Annotated in this window: 18 protein-coding genes; 2 read left to right on the top strand and 16 right to left on the bottom strand. The window is 52.5% G+C overall.

Annotation, left to right across the window (positions count from 1 at the left end; all coding sequences use genetic code 11):
* Positions 1-34: 34 nt before the first annotated feature.
* A complete protein-coding gene (locus AB4876_RS03965) occupies positions 35-625 on the top strand; it encodes a hypothetical protein (protein ID WP_368380347.1) in 591 nt (196 codons plus the stop codon).
* 37 nt (positions 626-662) lie between these two features.
* Here the strand turns inward: AB4876_RS03965 and AB4876_RS03960 are convergent, their stop codons facing one another.
* The 5 genes from AB4876_RS03960 to gshA all read right to left on the bottom strand — a co-directional run bounded on the left by AB4876_RS03960 (position 663) and on the right by gshA (position 4,450).
* Positions 663-1,358 (bottom strand): LrgB family protein, encoded by a 696-nt coding sequence (locus tag AB4876_RS03960; RefSeq protein WP_368380346.1) that lies wholly within the window; start codon positions 1,356-1,358, stop codon positions 663-665.
* Positions 1,355-1,702, bottom strand: coding sequence for a CidA/LrgA family protein (locus AB4876_RS03955; RefSeq protein ID WP_368380345.1), 348 nt, complete (start codon positions 1,700-1,702; stop codon positions 1,355-1,357). The genes AB4876_RS03960 and AB4876_RS03955 overlap by 4 nt, the downstream gene beginning before the upstream one ends.
* Positions 1,702-2,196 carry a disulfide bond formation protein B gene (locus tag AB4876_RS03950; protein ID WP_368380344.1) on the bottom strand — a complete coding sequence of 165 codons (495 nt, stop codon included), beginning with the start codon at positions 2,194-2,196 and terminating at the stop codon, positions 1,702-1,704. The genes AB4876_RS03955 and AB4876_RS03950 overlap by 1 nt, the downstream gene beginning before the upstream one ends.
* 80 nt (positions 2,197-2,276) lie before the next feature.
* On the bottom strand, positions 2,277-2,885 hold the full coding sequence (locus AB4876_RS03945; protein WP_368380343.1) for an acyl carrier protein phosphodiesterase: 609 nt from the start codon (positions 2,883-2,885) through the stop codon (positions 2,277-2,279).
* On the bottom strand, positions 2,882-4,450 hold the full coding sequence (gene gshA, locus AB4876_RS03940) for a glutamate--cysteine ligase (protein WP_368380342.1): 1,569 nt from the start codon (positions 4,448-4,450) through the stop codon (positions 2,882-2,884). The genes AB4876_RS03945 and gshA overlap by 4 nt, the downstream gene beginning before the upstream one ends.
* Positions 4,451-4,603: 153 nt before the next feature.
* On the opposite strand from gshA, the gene AB4876_RS03935 reads away from it, so the two are divergent.
* The gene (locus AB4876_RS03935) at positions 4,604-5,503 is read left to right on the top strand and encodes a Dyp-type peroxidase (protein ID WP_368380341.1); all 900 of its coding nucleotides are present in this window, start codon (positions 4,604-4,606) and stop codon (positions 5,501-5,503) included.
* Positions 5,504-5,617: 114 nt separating this feature from the next.
* Here the strand turns inward: AB4876_RS03935 and AB4876_RS03930 are convergent, their stop codons facing one another.
* From AB4876_RS03930 to AB4876_RS03880, 11 genes are all read right to left on the bottom strand, one after another.
* Entirely contained in the window at positions 5,618-5,872 is a 255-nt protein-coding gene (locus tag AB4876_RS03930) for a DUF2164 domain-containing protein (protein ID WP_301029952.1), read from the bottom strand.
* A gap of 49 nt (positions 5,873-5,921) precedes the next feature.
* A complete protein-coding gene (locus AB4876_RS03925) occupies positions 5,922-7,160 on the bottom strand; it encodes a BaiN/RdsA family NAD(P)/FAD-dependent oxidoreductase (RefSeq protein WP_368380340.1) in 1,239 nt (412 codons plus the stop codon).
* Positions 7,161-7,247: 87 nt separating this feature from the next.
* A complete protein-coding gene (locus AB4876_RS03920) occupies positions 7,248-8,099 on the bottom strand; it encodes a MipA/OmpV family protein (protein WP_368380339.1) in 852 nt (283 codons plus the stop codon).
* Between the two features lie 43 nt (positions 8,100-8,142).
* A complete protein-coding gene (locus AB4876_RS03915; protein ID WP_301029955.1) occupies positions 8,143-8,574 on the bottom strand; it encodes a thioesterase family protein in 432 nt (143 codons plus the stop codon).
* 82 nt (positions 8,575-8,656) lie between these two features.
* Positions 8,657-10,069: a PepSY domain-containing protein gene (locus tag AB4876_RS03910; protein ID WP_368380338.1), complete on the bottom strand. Its 1,413-nt coding sequence runs from the start codon at positions 10,067-10,069 to the stop codon at positions 8,657-8,659.
* Positions 10,069-12,204, bottom strand: coding sequence for a TonB-dependent receptor (locus AB4876_RS03905; protein ID WP_368380337.1), 2,136 nt, complete (start codon positions 12,202-12,204; stop codon positions 10,069-10,071). Before AB4876_RS03905 ends, AB4876_RS03910 begins: the two co-directional genes overlap by 1 nt.
* Before the next feature lie 205 nt (positions 12,205-12,409).
* A complete protein-coding gene (locus AB4876_RS03900; RefSeq protein WP_301029958.1) occupies positions 12,410-12,826 on the bottom strand; it encodes a GFA family protein in 417 nt (138 codons plus the stop codon).
* Between the two features lie 157 nt (positions 12,827-12,983).
* Positions 12,984-13,970 carry a GGDEF domain-containing protein gene (locus tag AB4876_RS03895; protein ID WP_368380336.1) on the bottom strand — a complete coding sequence of 329 codons (987 nt, stop codon included), beginning with the start codon at positions 13,968-13,970 and terminating at the stop codon, positions 12,984-12,986.
* 35 nt (positions 13,971-14,005) lie between these two features.
* Positions 14,006-14,509, bottom strand: a complete 504-nt coding sequence (locus AB4876_RS03890) for a GAF domain-containing protein (protein WP_368380335.1) — start codon at positions 14,507-14,509, stop codon at positions 14,006-14,008.
* Positions 14,510-14,798: 289 nt separating this feature from the next.
* The gene (gene eutC / locus AB4876_RS03885) at positions 14,799-15,614 is read right to left on the bottom strand and encodes an ethanolamine ammonia-lyase subunit EutC (RefSeq protein ID WP_368380334.1); all 816 of its coding nucleotides are present in this window, start codon (positions 15,612-15,614) and stop codon (positions 14,799-14,801) included.
* Positions 15,604-17,007, bottom strand: coding sequence for an ethanolamine ammonia-lyase subunit EutB (locus tag AB4876_RS03880; RefSeq protein ID WP_368380333.1), 1,404 nt, complete (start codon positions 17,005-17,007; stop codon positions 15,604-15,606). Before AB4876_RS03880 ends, eutC begins: the two co-directional genes overlap by 11 nt.
* Positions 17,008-17,102: the final 95 nt, after the last annotated feature.

Genomic DNA, 17,102 nt, shown 5'->3' with positions numbered 1-17,102 from the left:
GGCCGTATTGGTCGTATTTGGGAATGGTTTTTACATGAAACAAGCGCTTTATTTCGGTGTGTTGTCGGTATTGCTGGCGGGTTGTAGTCAGTTTAAAGCCAATAAACCGCAAACCTCGCAGCCGATTAATTTAGAGGCCCACGTACAGACGCTTGCGGAAGACGTTCAAGCAGATGTGCCCACACCAGCGCAAAAATTTGCCACCAGTAATAGCCGTAATATGTTGTTAGGCAAATGGTATGGCATTCGTAAAACCGCCAACGGTGGCCAAAAAGAGTGGCTTACTGAACGCTCGGCGGATGGTACCTATCGCGTCGACTTCCGGTTTATTGCCAAGAACGGTGATGTGCGCTCTCAGTCTGAAGTCGGCTTTTGGGGGGTATCTGGCGGTATCTATTTCCGCATATTCCGAGGCTGGGTGACGGTTACGGGAATGAAACCCGCTGATGCAACAAATGCTGATCACTATGATGCCTATGCCATCGAATCTTTAAGCGACAGCTATTTCACGTATAAGCATGCTGTTCGTGGCCAGCGTTATACTGTGAAAAAAATGCCCGCAGACTTCCGGCTGCCGGTGACAGTGAAAAGCGATAATAGCGAGCCGCTGACCTTTAGTTATTAAAGGCTAGCTCGTGACAGTAAGTATTATTATGCGCGAATTATAAAAACCAGCGCGCAGCAATGGGCACAAACACAGCGGTAAAGGTACCAGTTAAACACAGCGCCAAACTCGAAAATGCCCCCGCGACGGGGCTGCGTTCAAACGCCCGCGAAGTGCCAATGGCGTGGGCCGCTAAACCCAAACAAAACCCCCACAGGCGATCGTCTTGAATATCCAATTTATTGAATAACCACGTAATGGTGGTGATCCCGACCACACCGGTTAAGATTACCGAGGCCACCGCGATGGTGGTAATGCCGCCAATATCTTGGGTCACCGTGATCGCAATGGGTGTGGTAATTGATTTGGTGGTCAGCGACAGTAAAGTACTTTGATTGGCGCCGAATAACCACGCTAATAGCAGCGCCGATACCGAGGCAAAAACAGCGCCAACGCTAACCGTAATTAGCAGCGGCCCCGCCATATTGCGCAGTAAATGCAATTGCCGATAGAGCGGGACTGCCAGTGCCACGGTGGCTGGGCCCAGTAAAAAGGTTAGCCAATCTATATTGCTGTAATAGGCGTGGTAGTCCTGGCCGAGCAATATTAGGGCAATGGCGATGAGGCTGGCGCCGCTAATAGTGGGGTGTAAAATCGCAGCGCGGCCGCTGCGCAAGTACAGAAACATGGCGCCTTGATATGCCAATAAGGTCAGGGTGATCGCAAACAGCGGGCCGTGGAATAAGTCGATCATGGGCGGCTATTTCGGCGCTGTAAAAAACGAATTAGCAAACCGCAGAATACCAGTGTACAAACAGTGCCAAGGCTGACTGCGGCGATAAAGCCCGGCCACTGATCGGCAAAGCTAGCGCCAAGAAAAAACACCCCCGCCGCTGGCGCCATCAATAATAAGGGTAGTAATTCAATTAAGCGTTGGCTGCCCGCTTCTAAATCCTTGGGTACGCTGCCGCGCAGGCACAGCCCGCCAAATAATATCAGCATGCCAAGCACGGGGCCGGGTAAGGGCAGGTTTAGCGCACGCTGTAAAAACTCGCCCGCCAGTTGGCAGCCGAGTAAGGTGAGTAAACCTGCCAGCATCAGCGCTTAACCATCGGCAGTGCGCTGGCTATAGCGCACAAGGCTAGCCCGATAAAGGCAAATAAAGACCAGTTGGGCATGCTTAGGCCAAATAGAGTCCACACAATTTCTGCGCAATTGCCGTCGCCAATCATGAGCGTACTAAAGGCTTCACTAAAGGGTAGGTTGGCAAACATATATTCAAGGCTCGGGCCGCAGGCTGGCGCTTGGTCGGCGGGCAGGCTTTGTAGCCACACTTGCCGGTAGGCTACGGCACCGCCTAGGGTCGTAAATAACGCCATTAAACCGGCGCTGAGATAGCGACCTTTTTGATGGGGATTAATAATGAGCGCAACAAGCGCAACGAGCGCGGTTAAAACAAAAAATGCGCGCTGGGTGATGCACAGCGGGCATGGGTGCAGCCCGTCGAAATACTGGGTATATAGCGCGTAGCCCAATAGCGCGCTGCAACTGGATACAATAAACGCGTAAATCCAGCGGGGTGTGAGTGGCATAGTGAGTCTCTCCGTGAGCGCCTTACAGTAGGGGAATATTCAAAAACTGACAAGTCCGACCTTAGTCGTGGTGTTTAGTGCTAGCGCGTAGCGAACTCGTCGCATAATTGGGCGCTTAAGCTTGGGTATAATGCCTTGAACTGCTGCTCGATTAAAGGCAGCAGTCGTGCCAATTCTGGGCCACAGTGGCCTAGTGGGTTGTCGCGTTTCACCCGCTGGCCAATACGGCCGAGCATGGCTTCAATATTAGGCCAGTTGTGCATTTTACTCAGTACATCGTATTCGGCAAAAAATTGAATTTGGCGCTTGGCCGCCTTGGGATAGGCGCTGCTGTTGTCGAGCAAGTTGGCATAACTTTGGGCGTTAAAGGTCCCAATGCTCTGGTGATGAAAGTCATGCCAGTTAATACTGAGGCAGTGATCAAAACACACATCGAGCATGATGCCGCCAAAGCGACGATAGTCTTTGGGCAGCGCGTCTAAGCACTCGGTTACCAGCGGGTGGCTGTCGGTTAGGGCATCGATGCGCCGATGTAGGCGAATTCCTGTTTCCCACGCGCTGGGGTAGTCGCCACGCAGTGGGCCTTTTACAAAGTCGCCTAATAGCCCGCCTATTAACAAGCCCTGCTCATCTAGTTGGCAGCGTTGGGCTAGCTGATCAGCGAGCAGGAAATGGGCGAGATAGTTCACAGCTCTTTATATTGCTCGTAGAAGCGGGCAAGGTAATCCTCAAAATCTTCGCCAGCTTGCTCTGCTTCCAGTTTTGCTTGGGCAGCGAGCGACTGCTCCTGCAGGCGTTTAAAGCGGACACTTTCGGCTTGGCGGAGGCCGCGCTCGCGGAAATCTTTGGCGTGGATTTGCGACTGTGCCATGGCGTAGTGGTAGTAGGACTCCACGCCATTCTCGAGTTCGGCAACGATCTGCGCCGATGGCGTGAGCGCCGAATCGTGGACTTTGGCCAGTTGCTGTTCACAGCTCGCAGTGTAGTCTGAGCTGCGGTGAGCAGTGTCTAATTGCGCAGCGATTTTACTGATGTCGCCAATCAATTCCTCGGCCCAATCCTGTAGCGCGCGGGGCTGACCGTGCTGGCTTAATTGGAGGTCAGGCTCTCGGCCGCGGTTAACTACTTCTAATAAATTAGCGCTGATTTCAGCGTTGTTATCGTCGTCGCAGGGCGGGCTGTCTTGGTATAGGCAGAACAGTAAAAAGGCGTCGATAAAGCGAATTTGTTCGGCGTTGATACCCAGTGGCAGCATTGGATTTACGTCTAAACAGCGCACCTCAATATACTCAACACCGGCGCGGCGCAGTGCGCCAATTGGAATTTCGCCGCTTTGGGTGACGCGCTTGGGGCGAATCGGGCTGTAAAATTCATTTTCTATCTGCAGCAAGCCGCTCGACAGCTGTTCGTTCTGCGGAATCTTTTCGTAGTCGGGGTGTGATGTGGTAATACCCTTGCGCAGCGTTTCTACATAGAAGTCGAGGTGGTTATAGCAAATATTGAGGTTTTGCTGGGCATCACTTTGGTAGCCCAAATCGCCCATCCGCAGTGAGGTGGCGTGGGGCCCGTAAAGGGTGTACTCACCACAGGCTTGCAATTTATGTGGGCGACCGTTTAAAAAACAGCGGGAAACGGCGGGCGCGGCGCCAAATAAATATACCAGCAGCCAAGCGTAACGGCGGAAATTGCGGATTAAACCGAAATAGCTATTGGTAATATAAGTTTCTAGCAGCAGCTCGCTGTCATCGGCGGCGTGCAGCTCGGCCCACAGTGACTTAGGCAGCGAGAAATTGTAGTGAATGCCGGCAATGGTCTGCATTTTGCGACCGTAGCGGTGGCCAAGCCCCAGCCGGTAACGAGTTTTCATGGTCGCGGTATTGCTGCTGCCGTAGCGGGCTACGGGTATCGCCTCGTCGCCTTTACCCAAGCGGCAGGGCATACTGGCATTCCAGATAATCTCATCGTTGAGTTCGCTATTGGCGAAGCGATGGATGGCATCCAGCTCGCCAAGGGTCTCGTCAATAGAGGGGCTGACCGGGGTGATAAATTCAAGTAGCGCTTCCGAGAAGTCGGTGGTGATAGAGGGGTGACATAGCGCCGAGCCAAAGGCAGCGGGATGCCCCGTTTGCGCTAACATGCCGTCGGGGTCGGCGCGCAGGCTTTCCTTCTCGATACCGCGCAGGATTTGGCGCAGTAAGTGCTGCTTGGGTTCTTCTGCGAAAAATGCCAATCTTTGTTCTAACGATGCGGTCAAAATGGCATCCTCTGCGGAGCATAAAAAGGCCGCTCAGTGTAAATCCGCACTAAGCTACTAACAAGCATTGTTGATGACGTGTTTGTCATGTTCATAAATAGGCTTAATACTAAAAAGTATGGCGATAAGCATAAACAAAATAGGAGACTGCGTATGTCAGAACCGCAAGCAGGTATTTTTATAGAGGGAGCTGCCTCGCACTTCTTTCTGGAATACCAGCTCATTGAAGGGCTAAGTGAACAGCAGTTGCGTTCTACCCTAGCCAAGGCCATTGCGCTGCCACTTAGCGACGAGGTCAACAGCGTTTGGGCCTTTGGTGCAGATTGCTGGCAACAGCTTGCCCCTGCCTGCGTGCCTAGCGCACTGAAACCCTTTGCGACTATTGGCAGCGGCCAGCGACTTGCCCCAGCTACTCAGCACAGTATTTTACTGTGGTTACACGGCAATAATCACAGTGCCAATTTTGACGCGGCGATGGCTATCAGCTCGGCACTGGCCGCGGTGGCGAGCTTATGCCTTGAGAAAATTGGTTTTCTGTATAAAGACTCCCGCGATTTGTCGGGTTTTATTGATGGCACCGAAAACCCCAAAGGTCGCGGTCAGCAGTTAGTAGCTCTGATTCCTGAGGGCGAAGTGGGCGCTGGCGGCAGCTTTGTGATGAGTCAGCAGTGGATACACAATCTGGCCAGTTTTCACGCCCTTAGCCAAAGCCAGCAGGAAGAGGTGATTGGCCGCACCAAGCCCGACAGTATTGAGCTTGACGACGAGCGTATGCCCGAAAACTCCCATGTTAGCCGCAGTGATGTGAAAATAAATGGTGAGGCCCAAAAATTGTATCGGCGCAGCGTGCCCTACGGTGGTGTGCTAGAACATGGCTTGTATTTTCTGGCTTTTAGCTGCGATATTCAGCGATTTGACCGCATTTTAGCCAGTATGTTTGGCTGCACAGACGACGGTATTCACGACCATTTAACCGATTTTTCCACACCTGTTAGCGGAAGTTATTGGTTTGCGCCCTCCGCGGCTGAACTTTCTAGCATAGGCTCCCTCTAATCATTTGAAGTCTCCTACTCTAGGTATATTTGAGCGCTCATTTGAGCGCTCTTTTTTTTGTCTGGGGTTTTTGTTTGGAAGTGTCTTGCGAGTAGTAATTGGCAAGGTATAAAACTAGCGAACAAAGCTGGTGGGTTTTTCAATCTCATACAAGTCATCGGATATTGACGCTAACTTAGCTTCTAACACCATCTTTGCATCGTTCAAGCCGCGATTGTAGAAATACGCACCGACCTCTTCTGAAAAAAAGTCGATGAGAAACTCTGCGTCGAACTTGCCAATATCCTGATCTAATTCAGCCACAAAATAGCGCTGGACCTTATCGATTATGAGGTCTTTTTCTGCGGGTGAAAATTCGATCATCGCCATGTTAAGGTCTCCGTTTTATAAAATGAATACGCGGTGCGTAGCGGCGTGTTTATGCACGTGCGAATTTTCCACTCGCTGCTCGGCCGGCCCAGCGGCCACTGGCAAAACAAGCCGTTAATAAGTAGCCGCCAGTCGGCGCTTCCCAGTCGAGCATTTCCCCTACGCAGTAGCTGCCTGGTAGCTTCTTGATCATGAAATACTCATCTAATTCGCTGAAACACAGCCCGCCCGCCGTGCTAATTGCCTCGTCTAAACTGCGGGTCCTGTTGAAGGTTTGCGGCAGGGCTTTGATTAAGGCGGGGATGGCATCAATATCTGCCATTTGCGCCTTGCTGGTGAGGGTTTTTAGCAGTGCCAGCTTGGCGCCAGACAAACCACATTGCTTGCGCAGCACATTGGCGAGGGAGTCTTTGGGGCGGCGCTTGGCAATGGCTTGTTGTAATTTTTCTAGGCTGCGGTCGGGGTCTAGATCCCAGTACATCGTGCATTCCCCGCGCTCGGCAATACCGTCGCGAATGGCCGCCGACACCCCATACACTGGCCCGCCCTCGATACCGTAGGCAGAAATAACGGCGTCGCCCCGCTGCTGCCAGCGCCGACCTTTGTGGTCAGTCACACTAATTTCAATGGTTTTGAGGGGCGCGCCACTGTGCTCGGCAATAAACTCGGGGCGCCAAGGGTATTCAAAACCACAGTTGCTAGGTCGCCACGGCGCACATTGAATACCGCGTTGCTCAAATAGATTTAGCCACTGGCCGGTGGAACCCAATGCCGACCAGCTGCCGCCGCCCAAGGCGAATACGGTGATGTCTGGGTTAAGGCTTAGCGTATGTTCTGGCCCTTGGATGAGCAGCGCGCCCTCTTCACTCCAACCCTGCCAGTGGTGGCGGTGATGAATTTTCACCCCGCTGGCGCGCAGTTTTTGCAGCCAGCGGCGCAGTAAGGGCGCGGCCTTCTTTTCGATGGGGAATACCCGCCCTGAGCTGCCAACAAATGTTTCGACGCCTAAGCCCGCCGCCCACTCGCGCAGCGCATCGGCATTAAAGGCATCTAGGCAGGGTTGCAATAGCGGCGCGCGGTCGCCAAAGCGGGCGACAAAGTCTGGCCAAGCTTCATTGTGGGTGAGATTGAGGCCGCCAATACCGGCCCGTAAAAACTTGCGCCCCACGGTTGGCATACTGTCGTACACCGCCACCACATGCCCCGCTGCGCTCAACTGCTCGGCGGCCATTAAACCCGCGGGGCCGCCGCCAATAACGACGGCAGTTGGGGATGTTGAGTGGGGCATAAAACCGGATTTCCAAGATTAACTAGCGGCTGGTGCAGGTACTAAGCCGGCTATTGTAGCCCAATCACGCGGGCAGTTCAGCTGGGCTCAGTCGCTTGGGTCAGCCCCTACCCGCGTGCTTGCCCGCCATAAAATACGCGATACCGACAAGCCAAAATACACACCATTGTTTTGCTTAAATAAGGGGCTGCCGTTAAAGCTGGCATCGTGTAAATCAATATAGGCAGCGGCCACATTGAGTCGCCAGTCGGCATTGGCAAGCCAGCGCAAATTAAGCCCAAACCCGCTGCTATTGTAACCCTCTTCCGCTTGATAGGCTGGCCGGCTGGCGGTGGCAAAACGGTTTGCCACACCGTAAAAATACTGGTGATAGTCGTCGCTGCCATAGCGCATCTGTAGGCTTGCGCCCCAGGTTAGCGAGTCGGTTAGGTGCTGCCGCCAGCGCAATTCGGGGTTAAACAGCCAGCCTTCGTAGTTGAAGGCCGGAAAACCATCCACGGCGAGCAAGGCCCGTAAATTGAAGCGTAATTGCAGATTTTGGCTTGGCGTATCGTAGAATTTAAAGCGCAGCGATGGCCCAAGTTCAAAGCTAAAGTCGAGGCTCTCCATGCCGGCGCGGGCGTCGTTGTCGCTGCTATTGACTGGCAGGCTGCCACCGACGGAAATATCTAAATCCCAGCGGCGATGTTCAATTAGCAGGCCGCGCAGGCCGTCTCGATTAGCCTTGATGCGCTCACCGCGATAAATTATGTAGGGAAAGGGCAGTACATAGCTGCTGCTCTGATCTGCGCCAGGGTAGTCGGGCAGGCTCAAGCCTGCCACGCCAGCGCCCAACTCCCACTTAGGCAGGGGGCCGGTGGGTGATGATACCTCGGCCTGAGTGGCAAAGCTGAGTAATAGCCCCACCGCCAGTAAGCTGATTGCCGTTTTTATTTGCACGCTGTTAGCCTCGTATACGCTTGCGCTTGTCTGCAAGCTTGGGTCACATGTTTGCCACTTTAGCCTTAAAACTCGCTGGCACAGGGCAGACAGATTTTGTCGTGTAATCGAAAAACAGCATGGTATTTTTTAGGCGTGCGGTTTCGGTGCCTTTGCTTAAATTGCGTAATCTAAACACCAGATCAAAGCTCTTGGTGGTGAAGTTACAGGCGGTTACGTCTATTTCTAAGCGATCGCCGTAATCAGTCTCGGTGAGATAGGAAATTTCCGAGTGGGCCATAATTAAGCCCGCCTCTTCAAATGCAGTGGCGTGCTCATAACCCAAGGCAATAATAAAGCGCAGTTGGGCTTCAATGGCGATGGAGGGAATGCGATCGGCGGCGAGATGGTTGGCCACATTTACGTCAGAGTACAAAACCACGTATTCGGTGGTGAATAGAAAGCGCTCGGGGAGGTCTATGGATTTTCTGGCCATGGTTGGTCTCGTCATTTTGTTTGTGAGAGCAGCCTGACTGTTGCGGCGGGCTTTTTCAAGCCCGAAACATTAACGGCGGGTTTTACTTGCGCCGGCGAAGGGCCCGACGCAGATACATGATCATACCCAGGGCAAACACCAGCGCGATGCCCGCGGCAAAGAGCGCCGAAATACTGTCTCGGGCGGTGCGGCCCAAGCCATCTATAAAATGCCATTTATGCAGCACTGAAAAGCTCAGGCCTTCAAGGCGATCACTGTCGCGAACCACTGCGGCCAAGGCGCCACTGCGCGGCTCTACATACACACTAAGGTGCTCGGCATTGTCGTAATCGAGGGCAATCACGGGCAGGCGTTTGTTCACAAAGCCGTATTCATCGGCAAAGGCCGTTACGGTGCGCATTGCCAATAGCGGCGCCGCCACTGGCATATAAGCTTGTGCAATCGCTTGGGCGTGAATTGCCTCGCCGTTGGCCAGTAGTTCACCGTTCACGGCGCTGCGGTATGCCAATTCACCGCCTGGCCAAACCCGAAAGTAATAGTCGTCGCCGATATTCACTAGGTCGGCCTGAACCACGCTGGCGCCTTGGGCAGACCAATCTAAATTTAGGCTAACAAGCGGCGCGGTCATTGGCGATACCGTCGCAGCGCTTGCCACAAATTGCTTTTGCCATAAATGGTATAAACCGCTGCCAGTAAACGTGACCGCCGTTATTGCCACAGTGAGGCCAAGGCTGCGGTGCAGACGCAATAAGCGCGAGCGCTGCCGCCAGCCGCGATTGGCCCGCCACTGCAGGTAATATTGCACAAGGCCAGCAAGGGCGATTAGCCCCCCGCCAAGCAGGCAGGTAGTCATTATGCTTAAGCGTAAATTGGTGTTTTCAATAAAAACCCAAGAGTGAACATTGCGAAAAAACGCGCTGGTAAGGGCCTTGGTGTTATTCACTACCGTGCCGAGGCGGTCGCTGGCGGTATCCACATAAACCCGCATGCCGTCGTCTCGCGCAAAATTTACCCGCCACACCGGCAGCAAGCGATTTACGTAAACATAGTCTTCATCAAAATCGGTTTGCAACTGAACGGAGCGGATGGCGCTGTGCTGATCCCCCAAATAATGCCTAGCAAGGTGTACCGCGTAATCGGATTCGCCCTGCTCAATAATCTCGCCGCTGCGGGCATCTAGCCATACCGGCTCGCCGGCCACAACGAGGCGATAGCAAGGCCGACCCTGCCACGCGAGCAAGCGCAGCGCCGAAGCGTTGCCAGTAATACCTGCGCGATCTGCCGCTTGGGCCACCGTGAGTAAATCTGCCGTGGGTAGCGCGTCTAGCTTGTAAATAAAGGCGTCGGCAACCGGCTGGATGCGCGAAATAATCGGATGCGATAGCCCGCTCAATCCCCAGCCAATTATGGCTAGGCCGACCACCATGCCGACCCGCGCGTGCCAGCGCAGCAGTATGGCAATAAGTTTATTTGGACGCGTTTGGTTGGCCGTCATTACAGGTCCACCCGCATACCAATGGTCGCCAAACGGGGGCTGCCTGGGGTAAATGCGGGGCCGTATTTGCTGGTGGTTTCCGCGTACCGGCGGTCGGTCACATTATAAATGCGGGTATAAAAACTCAGCTGGGCATTGAGCTGATATTCGGCGTGAATATTCAGCAAGTTGTGGCCGTCGTATTTATCCCGATCTCCCGCGATACCGTCATTATCATTTTTTTCATCCAGCCAATGCTCACCTTGGCGCAACCACTCAAACTCGATATAACCGCCGTTTAACAGTTCAGGGCGGTAATTGAGCCGCGCATTGATGAAGCTTTCTGGCGCGTCTGGCATGGTATTGCCGCTGTAATCGCCACTGCGGTCAATCCACTCTTCATAACGATGTTTGGAGCGCGTGTAGGCAAGGCCTATATCCAGTCGTTCGCTAATATCTCGCTCCAGTCCTAATTCAATACCGCGATGGGAGGTTTCCCCGGCATTGGCATTGCGCCTAGTGCCGGTTTGCGGATCGGCTATCGATAAAATTTCATCTTGTTTGCGCATGTAATACACCGCCAGATCAAAGCGGCTGGCGGCATCTAAATTACCTCGCAGGCCAAATTCAATGCTGTCGGCTGTTACTGGCGCCAAGGCGGTGGAATCGGCGGTGTCGCCAGCACGAAATAGTTGTGAAGCCGAGGGAATACGAAACGCGTGGCGGTATGATGTGTAACCGTTGATGGAGTCTGAGAAATCGTAAACCAATCCCAGTTTTGGACTTAGGTGCTCAAAATCTAAGCTTTGATCTAGCGGTCGCAAGTGCCCAGGATCTTGGGGGGCGCTGGCAATATTGTCTTGATAGTCGTAGGCAATCGCGTCGTAACGCAGGCCCGCGCTGCCCCGCAGCCGCTCAGTCAACTGACTCTCGGCGTGGATATACGGCGATACCGAGAGGTAATCAACGGTGTAATCGTATAAACGCCCCGCTTTTTGGTAGCTTAACCAATACTGGCCGGGGTCATTGTCTGTGCGCTCAATATAAAACTGGGTTTGTTCGCCGCGGCTGCGATCTATGTCTACGCCACTAATGACGAAGCTGTACTCAGAGAGGTCTTGGCGATAGTTCAGCAGTACGCCGATGGAGTCGTGGCCGTCTTCATTAATATGGGCGTCTTGAGAGTCTAGCGCGGGTGAACAACTCGGGCACCACGCTGGCGCGGGCTGCACGCGACCGGTGTTTAAGGCCCACGTTGCCACATAGGTAAGAGCATTGCTGCGAATAAACGGTGTAATACTAAGGCTGTGATCGTCGCCACTAAACTCAAATGCCGAAGACAGCCGCAGCGCGCTCACATCGCGGTAGCCAATGGTATTGCCGGCTTTTTCTGGCTGGCTATAGAAGTCGGCCAAACTCAGCGCCGAGCCGCCGGTGGCCATGGCGACCTTGCTGGCGCTCAACACGGTGTTAACCTGCCACGCGGAATCGAGCTGGCGAAACCAGCCCAACACCAACTCTTGGCGCTCGCTGTCGTTATTGTCTCGCCAGCTACCGTTTTTGCCCACCGACACATTAGCGGTGTAACTATTGTGGTCGCTAACACGAGCGGCTCGTAACTGACTGCGGTAATGATCAAATTCACCGGCTTCAAGTGTGATTGTGCTGCGGTCTTCTGTTGCGGGCTGACCAACCAGGCTATTAATGACCGCGCCCATGGCATCGGAGCCGTACAGCGCTGAACCGGGGCCTTTTATAATTTCTACCCCATTAGCCAAGGCGGTGTTTACCTCATAGAGGGCGTTGTGGTTAAAAAATCCCGCAGAACGCGTGGGCACACCGTTTTCTAAATACAGATAAACAGGGTTGTAAGACACGGGTTGGCGTATGGCCGCGGCCACGCCTTCGCCGCCAGAGCCGAGCTGTACAATATTGACGCCGGGAATGCGGTTCATCAATTCGCTGGCATGGCTGGGATTGAGTGCTTCGATGGTCGCTTGGTCTAAAACGCCCACGCTGGCGGCAACGTCTGCCAAGTGCTGAGGTGCGCGTGTTGCAGTAACTAAAACCGTTTCAAGCGTCGAGTGCTCGGCAAAAGCCGATAAGTTTACGAGCGCAGTGCCGAGTAATAAACAGCGTGGGAAGGAAATTGACATGTGCACCTCAAATTTGAGCTGCACATTCTAGAGATTAAACGGCCAACAGCAATGCGACATGATGTCGCAGGCTTATGCTGTTAAAGCTCCCAGGGAGGACTTGCGATGTGTCCGGCATGTGGTGCCGTGACCCAAAATTTAAGTTTCTAATTATCGCCGTGGTGAAAACGATACAACATGACTTTCAGCCTCTCTGTCGTTAAGCCTAGGGCTGTTTGTCGAACTGGGCTACCCCTTCAGGAATCTGGTACCAGTCTTGTTTTTGACAAACCCAAATATGCGCTTCGGGTTTGAGAATACGGGTGTCGTCGAGGCTGGCCGCCTTGAGTTTAATCGTCGCCGGCTGATCGGGATTAAAGTGATAAATTCGATTGCCGCAGTGTGGACAAAACTTGGCGTAGTTTTTATTGCCGCTTTCGGCAAGGCGCTCCCACTGGGCCAATTCCCCTTGCACAATAAGTGTATCTGCATTGATCAAAGCGGTAATACTAAAGGCGCTGGTCGACAGCTTTTGGCACTCTTTGCAGTGACAGGCCATAATTTTTAAGGGCGGAGCTAATAATTGATAGCGAATATTGCCGCACTGGCAGGAGCCTTCTAGGGGGTATTGAATGTTACTCACTTCGTCACTCCTTCGTGGTACCGCTCTTTAGTTGTTCACCGTAGGGTGTGCATGCGGTATTTTACGAATAGTAACGCCGGCGGCTAGTGGAATACAGCCATTCAGTGTAAGGATAGGAGTTTCCGCCACTACCTTGTTGGCGGGAGAGGGCGATGCTTTAGACTTTTTCTGCGCGGCGTTGAGAATAGCGTTTTTGTTTCTTTTGGTCGTACATAATGATGTCGGCATCGCTGAGCATTTTTTCAACGGTGGAGTGTTTGCTGGCGTTAAAATCAACTACACCGTAGGAAAAAGCCAGATCATAGCCTCTACAAACGCGGTTATTAAATTCGCTCAATATGTCGGTAAAGTCAGTCATTACTTGCATGGCTTGGGCCAATTCGGTATTGGTTAGCAGTATAACAAATTCATTTCCGCTAATGCGTGCAAATAGGTCGGAGGCGCGCAGATTATTTTTCATTTGTTCGGTAAAGCTGCGCAGCGCACGATCGCCCTCGCGCCGACCAAAGGTTTCATTTATCGCTTTAAATTTATCAATATCGAGAACCATCAGCGATGCTGGCAGATTACGGCGCACGCACATATTTAAACCGTGCTCCGCGAGCATTAAAAATCCGCGTCGATTACTGATACTGGTTAATTCGTCGAGGGTAGCGAGTTCCACTGCGGTAATTTCGCGCTCGACAATCAAAGCTAAATCACGAAATATTTCTAATTCTTCTGCGCATAAATTTCGTGGTTTGGTGTCAATTAAACACAAGGTGCCAATTGCTTGCCCATTGCTGGCGTGGATAGGGTAGCCCGCATAAAAGCCAATGTTGGGATCACCAGCTACTAGGGGATTGTCGGAGAAACGCGCATCGGTGCCTGCGTTTTCTACCACCATCACGTCGTCGCCAAGAATGGCATGACCACAAAAAGAAATGTCCCGTGGCGTCTCCCGCACGTCTAAGCCCATACAGGATTTAAACCATTGCCGATTCTCATCAACTAGGCTTACTAGAGCAATTGGAATGTCGAATAAACGCCGTGCCAGTCTGGTAATGCGGTCAAAGCGCTCTTCCATAGGCGTGTCTAACAGACCCAGTGCACGAAGGGTTTCTAATCGCTCATTTTCATTTTCTGGTAGCTTTGGGGCTTTCACAAATCACCTCTGCAATATAGTCGTCTACGCGTCGTTTAAAGGGGTAAATATTTATTTTCGACAGCAATTTCAGCTTCAACTATCTGCGCTAGATCGCGAAACATATCCAAGTCTTCCCTCGACATGGCTCGTGGTTTGGTATCGATTATGCACAATGTGCCTAAAATTTGGCCATCCAGTGCGCGCACTGGGCAGCCAGCATAAAATCCGATATTGGGGCCACCGGCCACCAACGGGTTATCAAAAAAACGCTCATCTTTACTAGTATCGGGTACCAGCATGATGTCGTCCTTTAGAATGGCGTGGCCACAAAAAGAAATATCTCTAGGTGTTTCACGCACATCTAAACCGACAGCAGATTTAAACCATTGCCGGTTTTTATCAACAAGGCTAATCGCGACTATTGGCACATCAAAAAGGCGTTTTGCCATCCGAGTCAGGCGATCAAAGCGCGCTTCAAAAGGTGTGTTCAATATATTTACGGCACGAAGTGTTTTTAGGCGCTCGACTTCATTCTCAGGAATTTCAGGAGCAATCATAAATCACCTCAGTATGGTGTTTACAGCCAATCATCCATTATTAGCACCAGATTACGCCTTATGTTCGTAATACGAAAATGCCGCGATTCTGAATTTCAGTATAGCCGTGAAAAAAGCTCACCATGTGTTGATAGCCGTTTTTTTGGCGACGACACTATTAAGCACTATTTACTTAGACCAATATTGTGGCGAGACCTGCGTCACTATTACATACGGGCTTACCACTACCAACGGTAGTGGTACTGACGTTAAATGGTCAAAACTTAAGCCAACAACTTGATATATCAGCTTATTTGAGGAAAGGCACGCCGATAACATCCGTACTTAGGGTTGCGGAATCGTCTTTTAAGTTGATGCCGCTATATCCTTTGGCCAGTGCATTGCGTATTAGGTATAAGGCGGTATTCACCGCGTGTTGGTAGCTCATACCCGCCCCGCGAATATTTGAGATGCAATTGCGCTCGGCGTCTGAGCGCCCGCGTTTTGGTGAGTGTGTAATATACAAGCCAAGGCTGTCTGGCGAGCTTAAGCCTGGACGTTCACCAATGAGGATAACAGTCAGTTTCGCGCCGAGGGCTTCGCCAATATCATCGGCCAGCGCAACTCGGGCCTGACGCGCAATACACAGCGGCCCAAGCTGCAAGCCAAGTTCAGCCAAGCCGCTAGTCAGTGCAGCTAAAACCGGAGCCGCGTGGGTGCTGATGGCGACAGAGGACAAACCGTCGCCAATAATTAGGGCTACGTCGATGGGCGCACGGGTCGCGGCGTGCTCTGCTAAGGCCTGCCACTGCGTTTCTGGCAGTTGACGCCCCAAATCTGGGCGCTGTAAATAGCAATGACGATCCTCAGCAAGGCTGCACAGCTGCATAGCAGGAAATAGTTGCTTGTGCTGATCGCCATTGCTATTGGCCAGCATAGTGGCGCAGTCGTCGGCTAGCGTGTTCACATCTAGAGCTTGCAGCACTGCGTCTCGGGCTTTGGCGTGATCGAGCTGAAACCGAAGGTTTACTGAGGTATTGGTGGCGACCCCGGCTCGCCCCAGGGCAATTCGCGCGCTGGTGTATTCTCGCAGGGCGCTCCAATGGTCACTAGCGCTACTGTCCATGGCTAGCCTCCGCAAAGTTCAGTGCCTTGGCAAAAACGGCCGGCAAATGCGGTCCGCACAGTAAGTTGCCCTCGGCATCCATAATGTCGGTATTTTTTAGCCAATGGAAAAACTCTGGCGCGGGTGGCAGCTTTAGGAGTCTGCGAATAGCGAGGGCGTCGTGAAAAGAGGTACTTTGGTAATTCAGCATAATATCGTCGCCACCTGGCACGCCCATAATAAAGCTACCTCCGGCCAAGGCAAATTGCACCAGTAACATGTCCATATCATCCTGATCTGCCTCGGCGTGATTGGTGTAGCAAATATCACAACCCATCGGCAGCCCCAGCAATTTTCCGCAGAAATGATCTTCTAAGCCGGCGCGAATAATCTGTTTGCCGTTATACAGATACTCAGGGCCGATAAAGCCGACCACGGTATTCACTAGCAGCGGCGAAAATGCTCTGGCTAGCCCGTAGGCGCGGGTCTCGATAGTTTGCTGATCGACACCGTGATGGGCATTGGCCGACAGCGCGCTACCCTGCCCTGTTTCGAAATACATCACGTTATTCCCGACTGTGCCTCGCCCCAGTGCCTGAGCTGCATTATGGGCTTCGCGGAGCATGGAAATATTAATGCCAAAACTGCTATTGGCCGCTTCGCTACCTGCAATGGATTGAAAGACTAAATCCACCGGCGCGCCCCGATTCATCAATTCTAAGGTAGTGCTTACATGGGTCAGCACACAGGCTTGCGTGGGAATTTCAAAGCGCTGAATGAATTCGTCTAGCAGGCCCAGTAATCTACCCACAGTTTGGGTATTGTCTGAGGCGGGGTTGATGCCAATGACGGCGTCGCCGCTGGCATAGAGCAGGCCGTCGATGAGACTGGCCGCTATGCCCGCTTCATTATCGGTGGGGTGGTTTGGTTGCAGGCGCGTTGAAAAGTGGCCATTTAAGCCAATGGTATTTCGAAAGTAAGTGATTACTTCACATTTTTTAGCGACCACTATTAAATCTTGGACCCGCATCAGTTTGCTGACCGCAGCCACCATTTCGGGCATTAAACCCGGCGCGAGGGCGGTTATGGCCGCAGTGTCGGCGGCGTCCGATAATAACCAATCGCGAAAGCCGCCAACCGTTAAATGGGCCACCGGCGCAAAGGCGACTAGATCATGGCTGTCGACAATAAGTCGAGTGATCTCATCACTCTCATAGGGAATAAGCAATTCATTCAGAAAGTGCCGAAGCGGTAAATCAGCGAGCGCCCACTGCGCGGCGACTCGCTCCTCGTGGCTGGTGGCGGCAAGTCCCGCCAGATAATCACCCGAGCGCGCGGGACTCGCTTTGGCCAGCAGGGTCTTTAAATCGGCAAAATGGTAGCCTTGCTGGCCAAAGCGAATTTTGAAGCTCATGGTGCGCCTGTAGTGGTAATGTATGGCTAATGATGTGTCGGATCTAATGCTCGGGCATCTAGCCCGCTCATTAAAACTAGCAAGCCCTAGGCCAA

The organism is Zhongshania guokunii (genome assembly GCF_040892635.1).
Taxonomy (GTDB): Bacteria; Pseudomonadota; Gammaproteobacteria; order Pseudomonadales; family Spongiibacteraceae; genus Spongiibacter; species Spongiibacter guokunii.
Note: the sequence above shows the minus strand (reverse complement) of the source record. Positions and strands in the feature narration are given on the sequence as shown.

Coding starts and splice junctions, on each gene's coding strand:
- AB4876_RS03890 (WP_368380335.1), bottom strand. CDS start 14,509: ATGATTGCTCCTGAAATTCCTGAGAATGAAGTCGAGCGCCTAAAAACA.
- AB4876_RS03925 (WP_368380340.1), bottom strand. CDS start 7,160: ATGCCCCACTCAACATCCCCAACTGCCGTCGTTATTGGCGGCGGCCCC.
- AB4876_RS03880 (WP_368380333.1), bottom strand. CDS start 17,007: ATGAGCTTCAAAATTCGCTTTGGCCAGCAAGGCTACCATTTTGCCGAT.
- eutC (WP_368380334.1), bottom strand. CDS start 15,614: ATGGACAGTAGCGCTAGTGACCATTGGAGCGCCCTGCGAGAATACACC.
- AB4876_RS03935 (WP_368380341.1), top strand. CDS start 4,604: ATGTCAGAACCGCAAGCAGGTATTTTTATAGAGGGAGCTGCCTCGCAC.
- AB4876_RS03960 (WP_368380346.1), bottom strand. CDS start 1,358: ATGATCGACTTATTCCACGGCCCGCTGTTTGCGATCACCCTGACCTTA.
- AB4876_RS03905 (WP_368380337.1), bottom strand. CDS start 12,204: ATGTCAATTTCCTTCCCACGCTGTTTATTACTCGGCACTGCGCTCGTA.
- AB4876_RS03910 (WP_368380338.1), bottom strand. CDS start 10,069: ATGACGGCCAACCAAACGCGTCCAAATAAACTTATTGCCATACTGCTG.
- AB4876_RS03915 (WP_301029955.1), bottom strand. CDS start 8,574: ATGGCCAGAAAATCCATAGACCTCCCCGAGCGCTTTCTATTCACCACC.
- AB4876_RS03955 (WP_368380345.1), bottom strand. CDS start 1,702: ATGCTGGCAGGTTTACTCACCTTACTCGGCTGCCAACTGGCGGGCGAG.
- AB4876_RS03930 (WP_301029952.1), bottom strand. CDS start 5,872: ATGGCGATGATCGAATTTTCACCCGCAGAAAAAGACCTCATAATCGAT.
- AB4876_RS03950 (WP_368380344.1), bottom strand. CDS start 2,196: ATGCCACTCACACCCCGCTGGATTTACGCGTTTATTGTATCCAGTTGC.
- AB4876_RS03965 (WP_368380347.1), top strand. CDS start 35: ATGAAACAAGCGCTTTATTTCGGTGTGTTGTCGGTATTGCTGGCGGGT.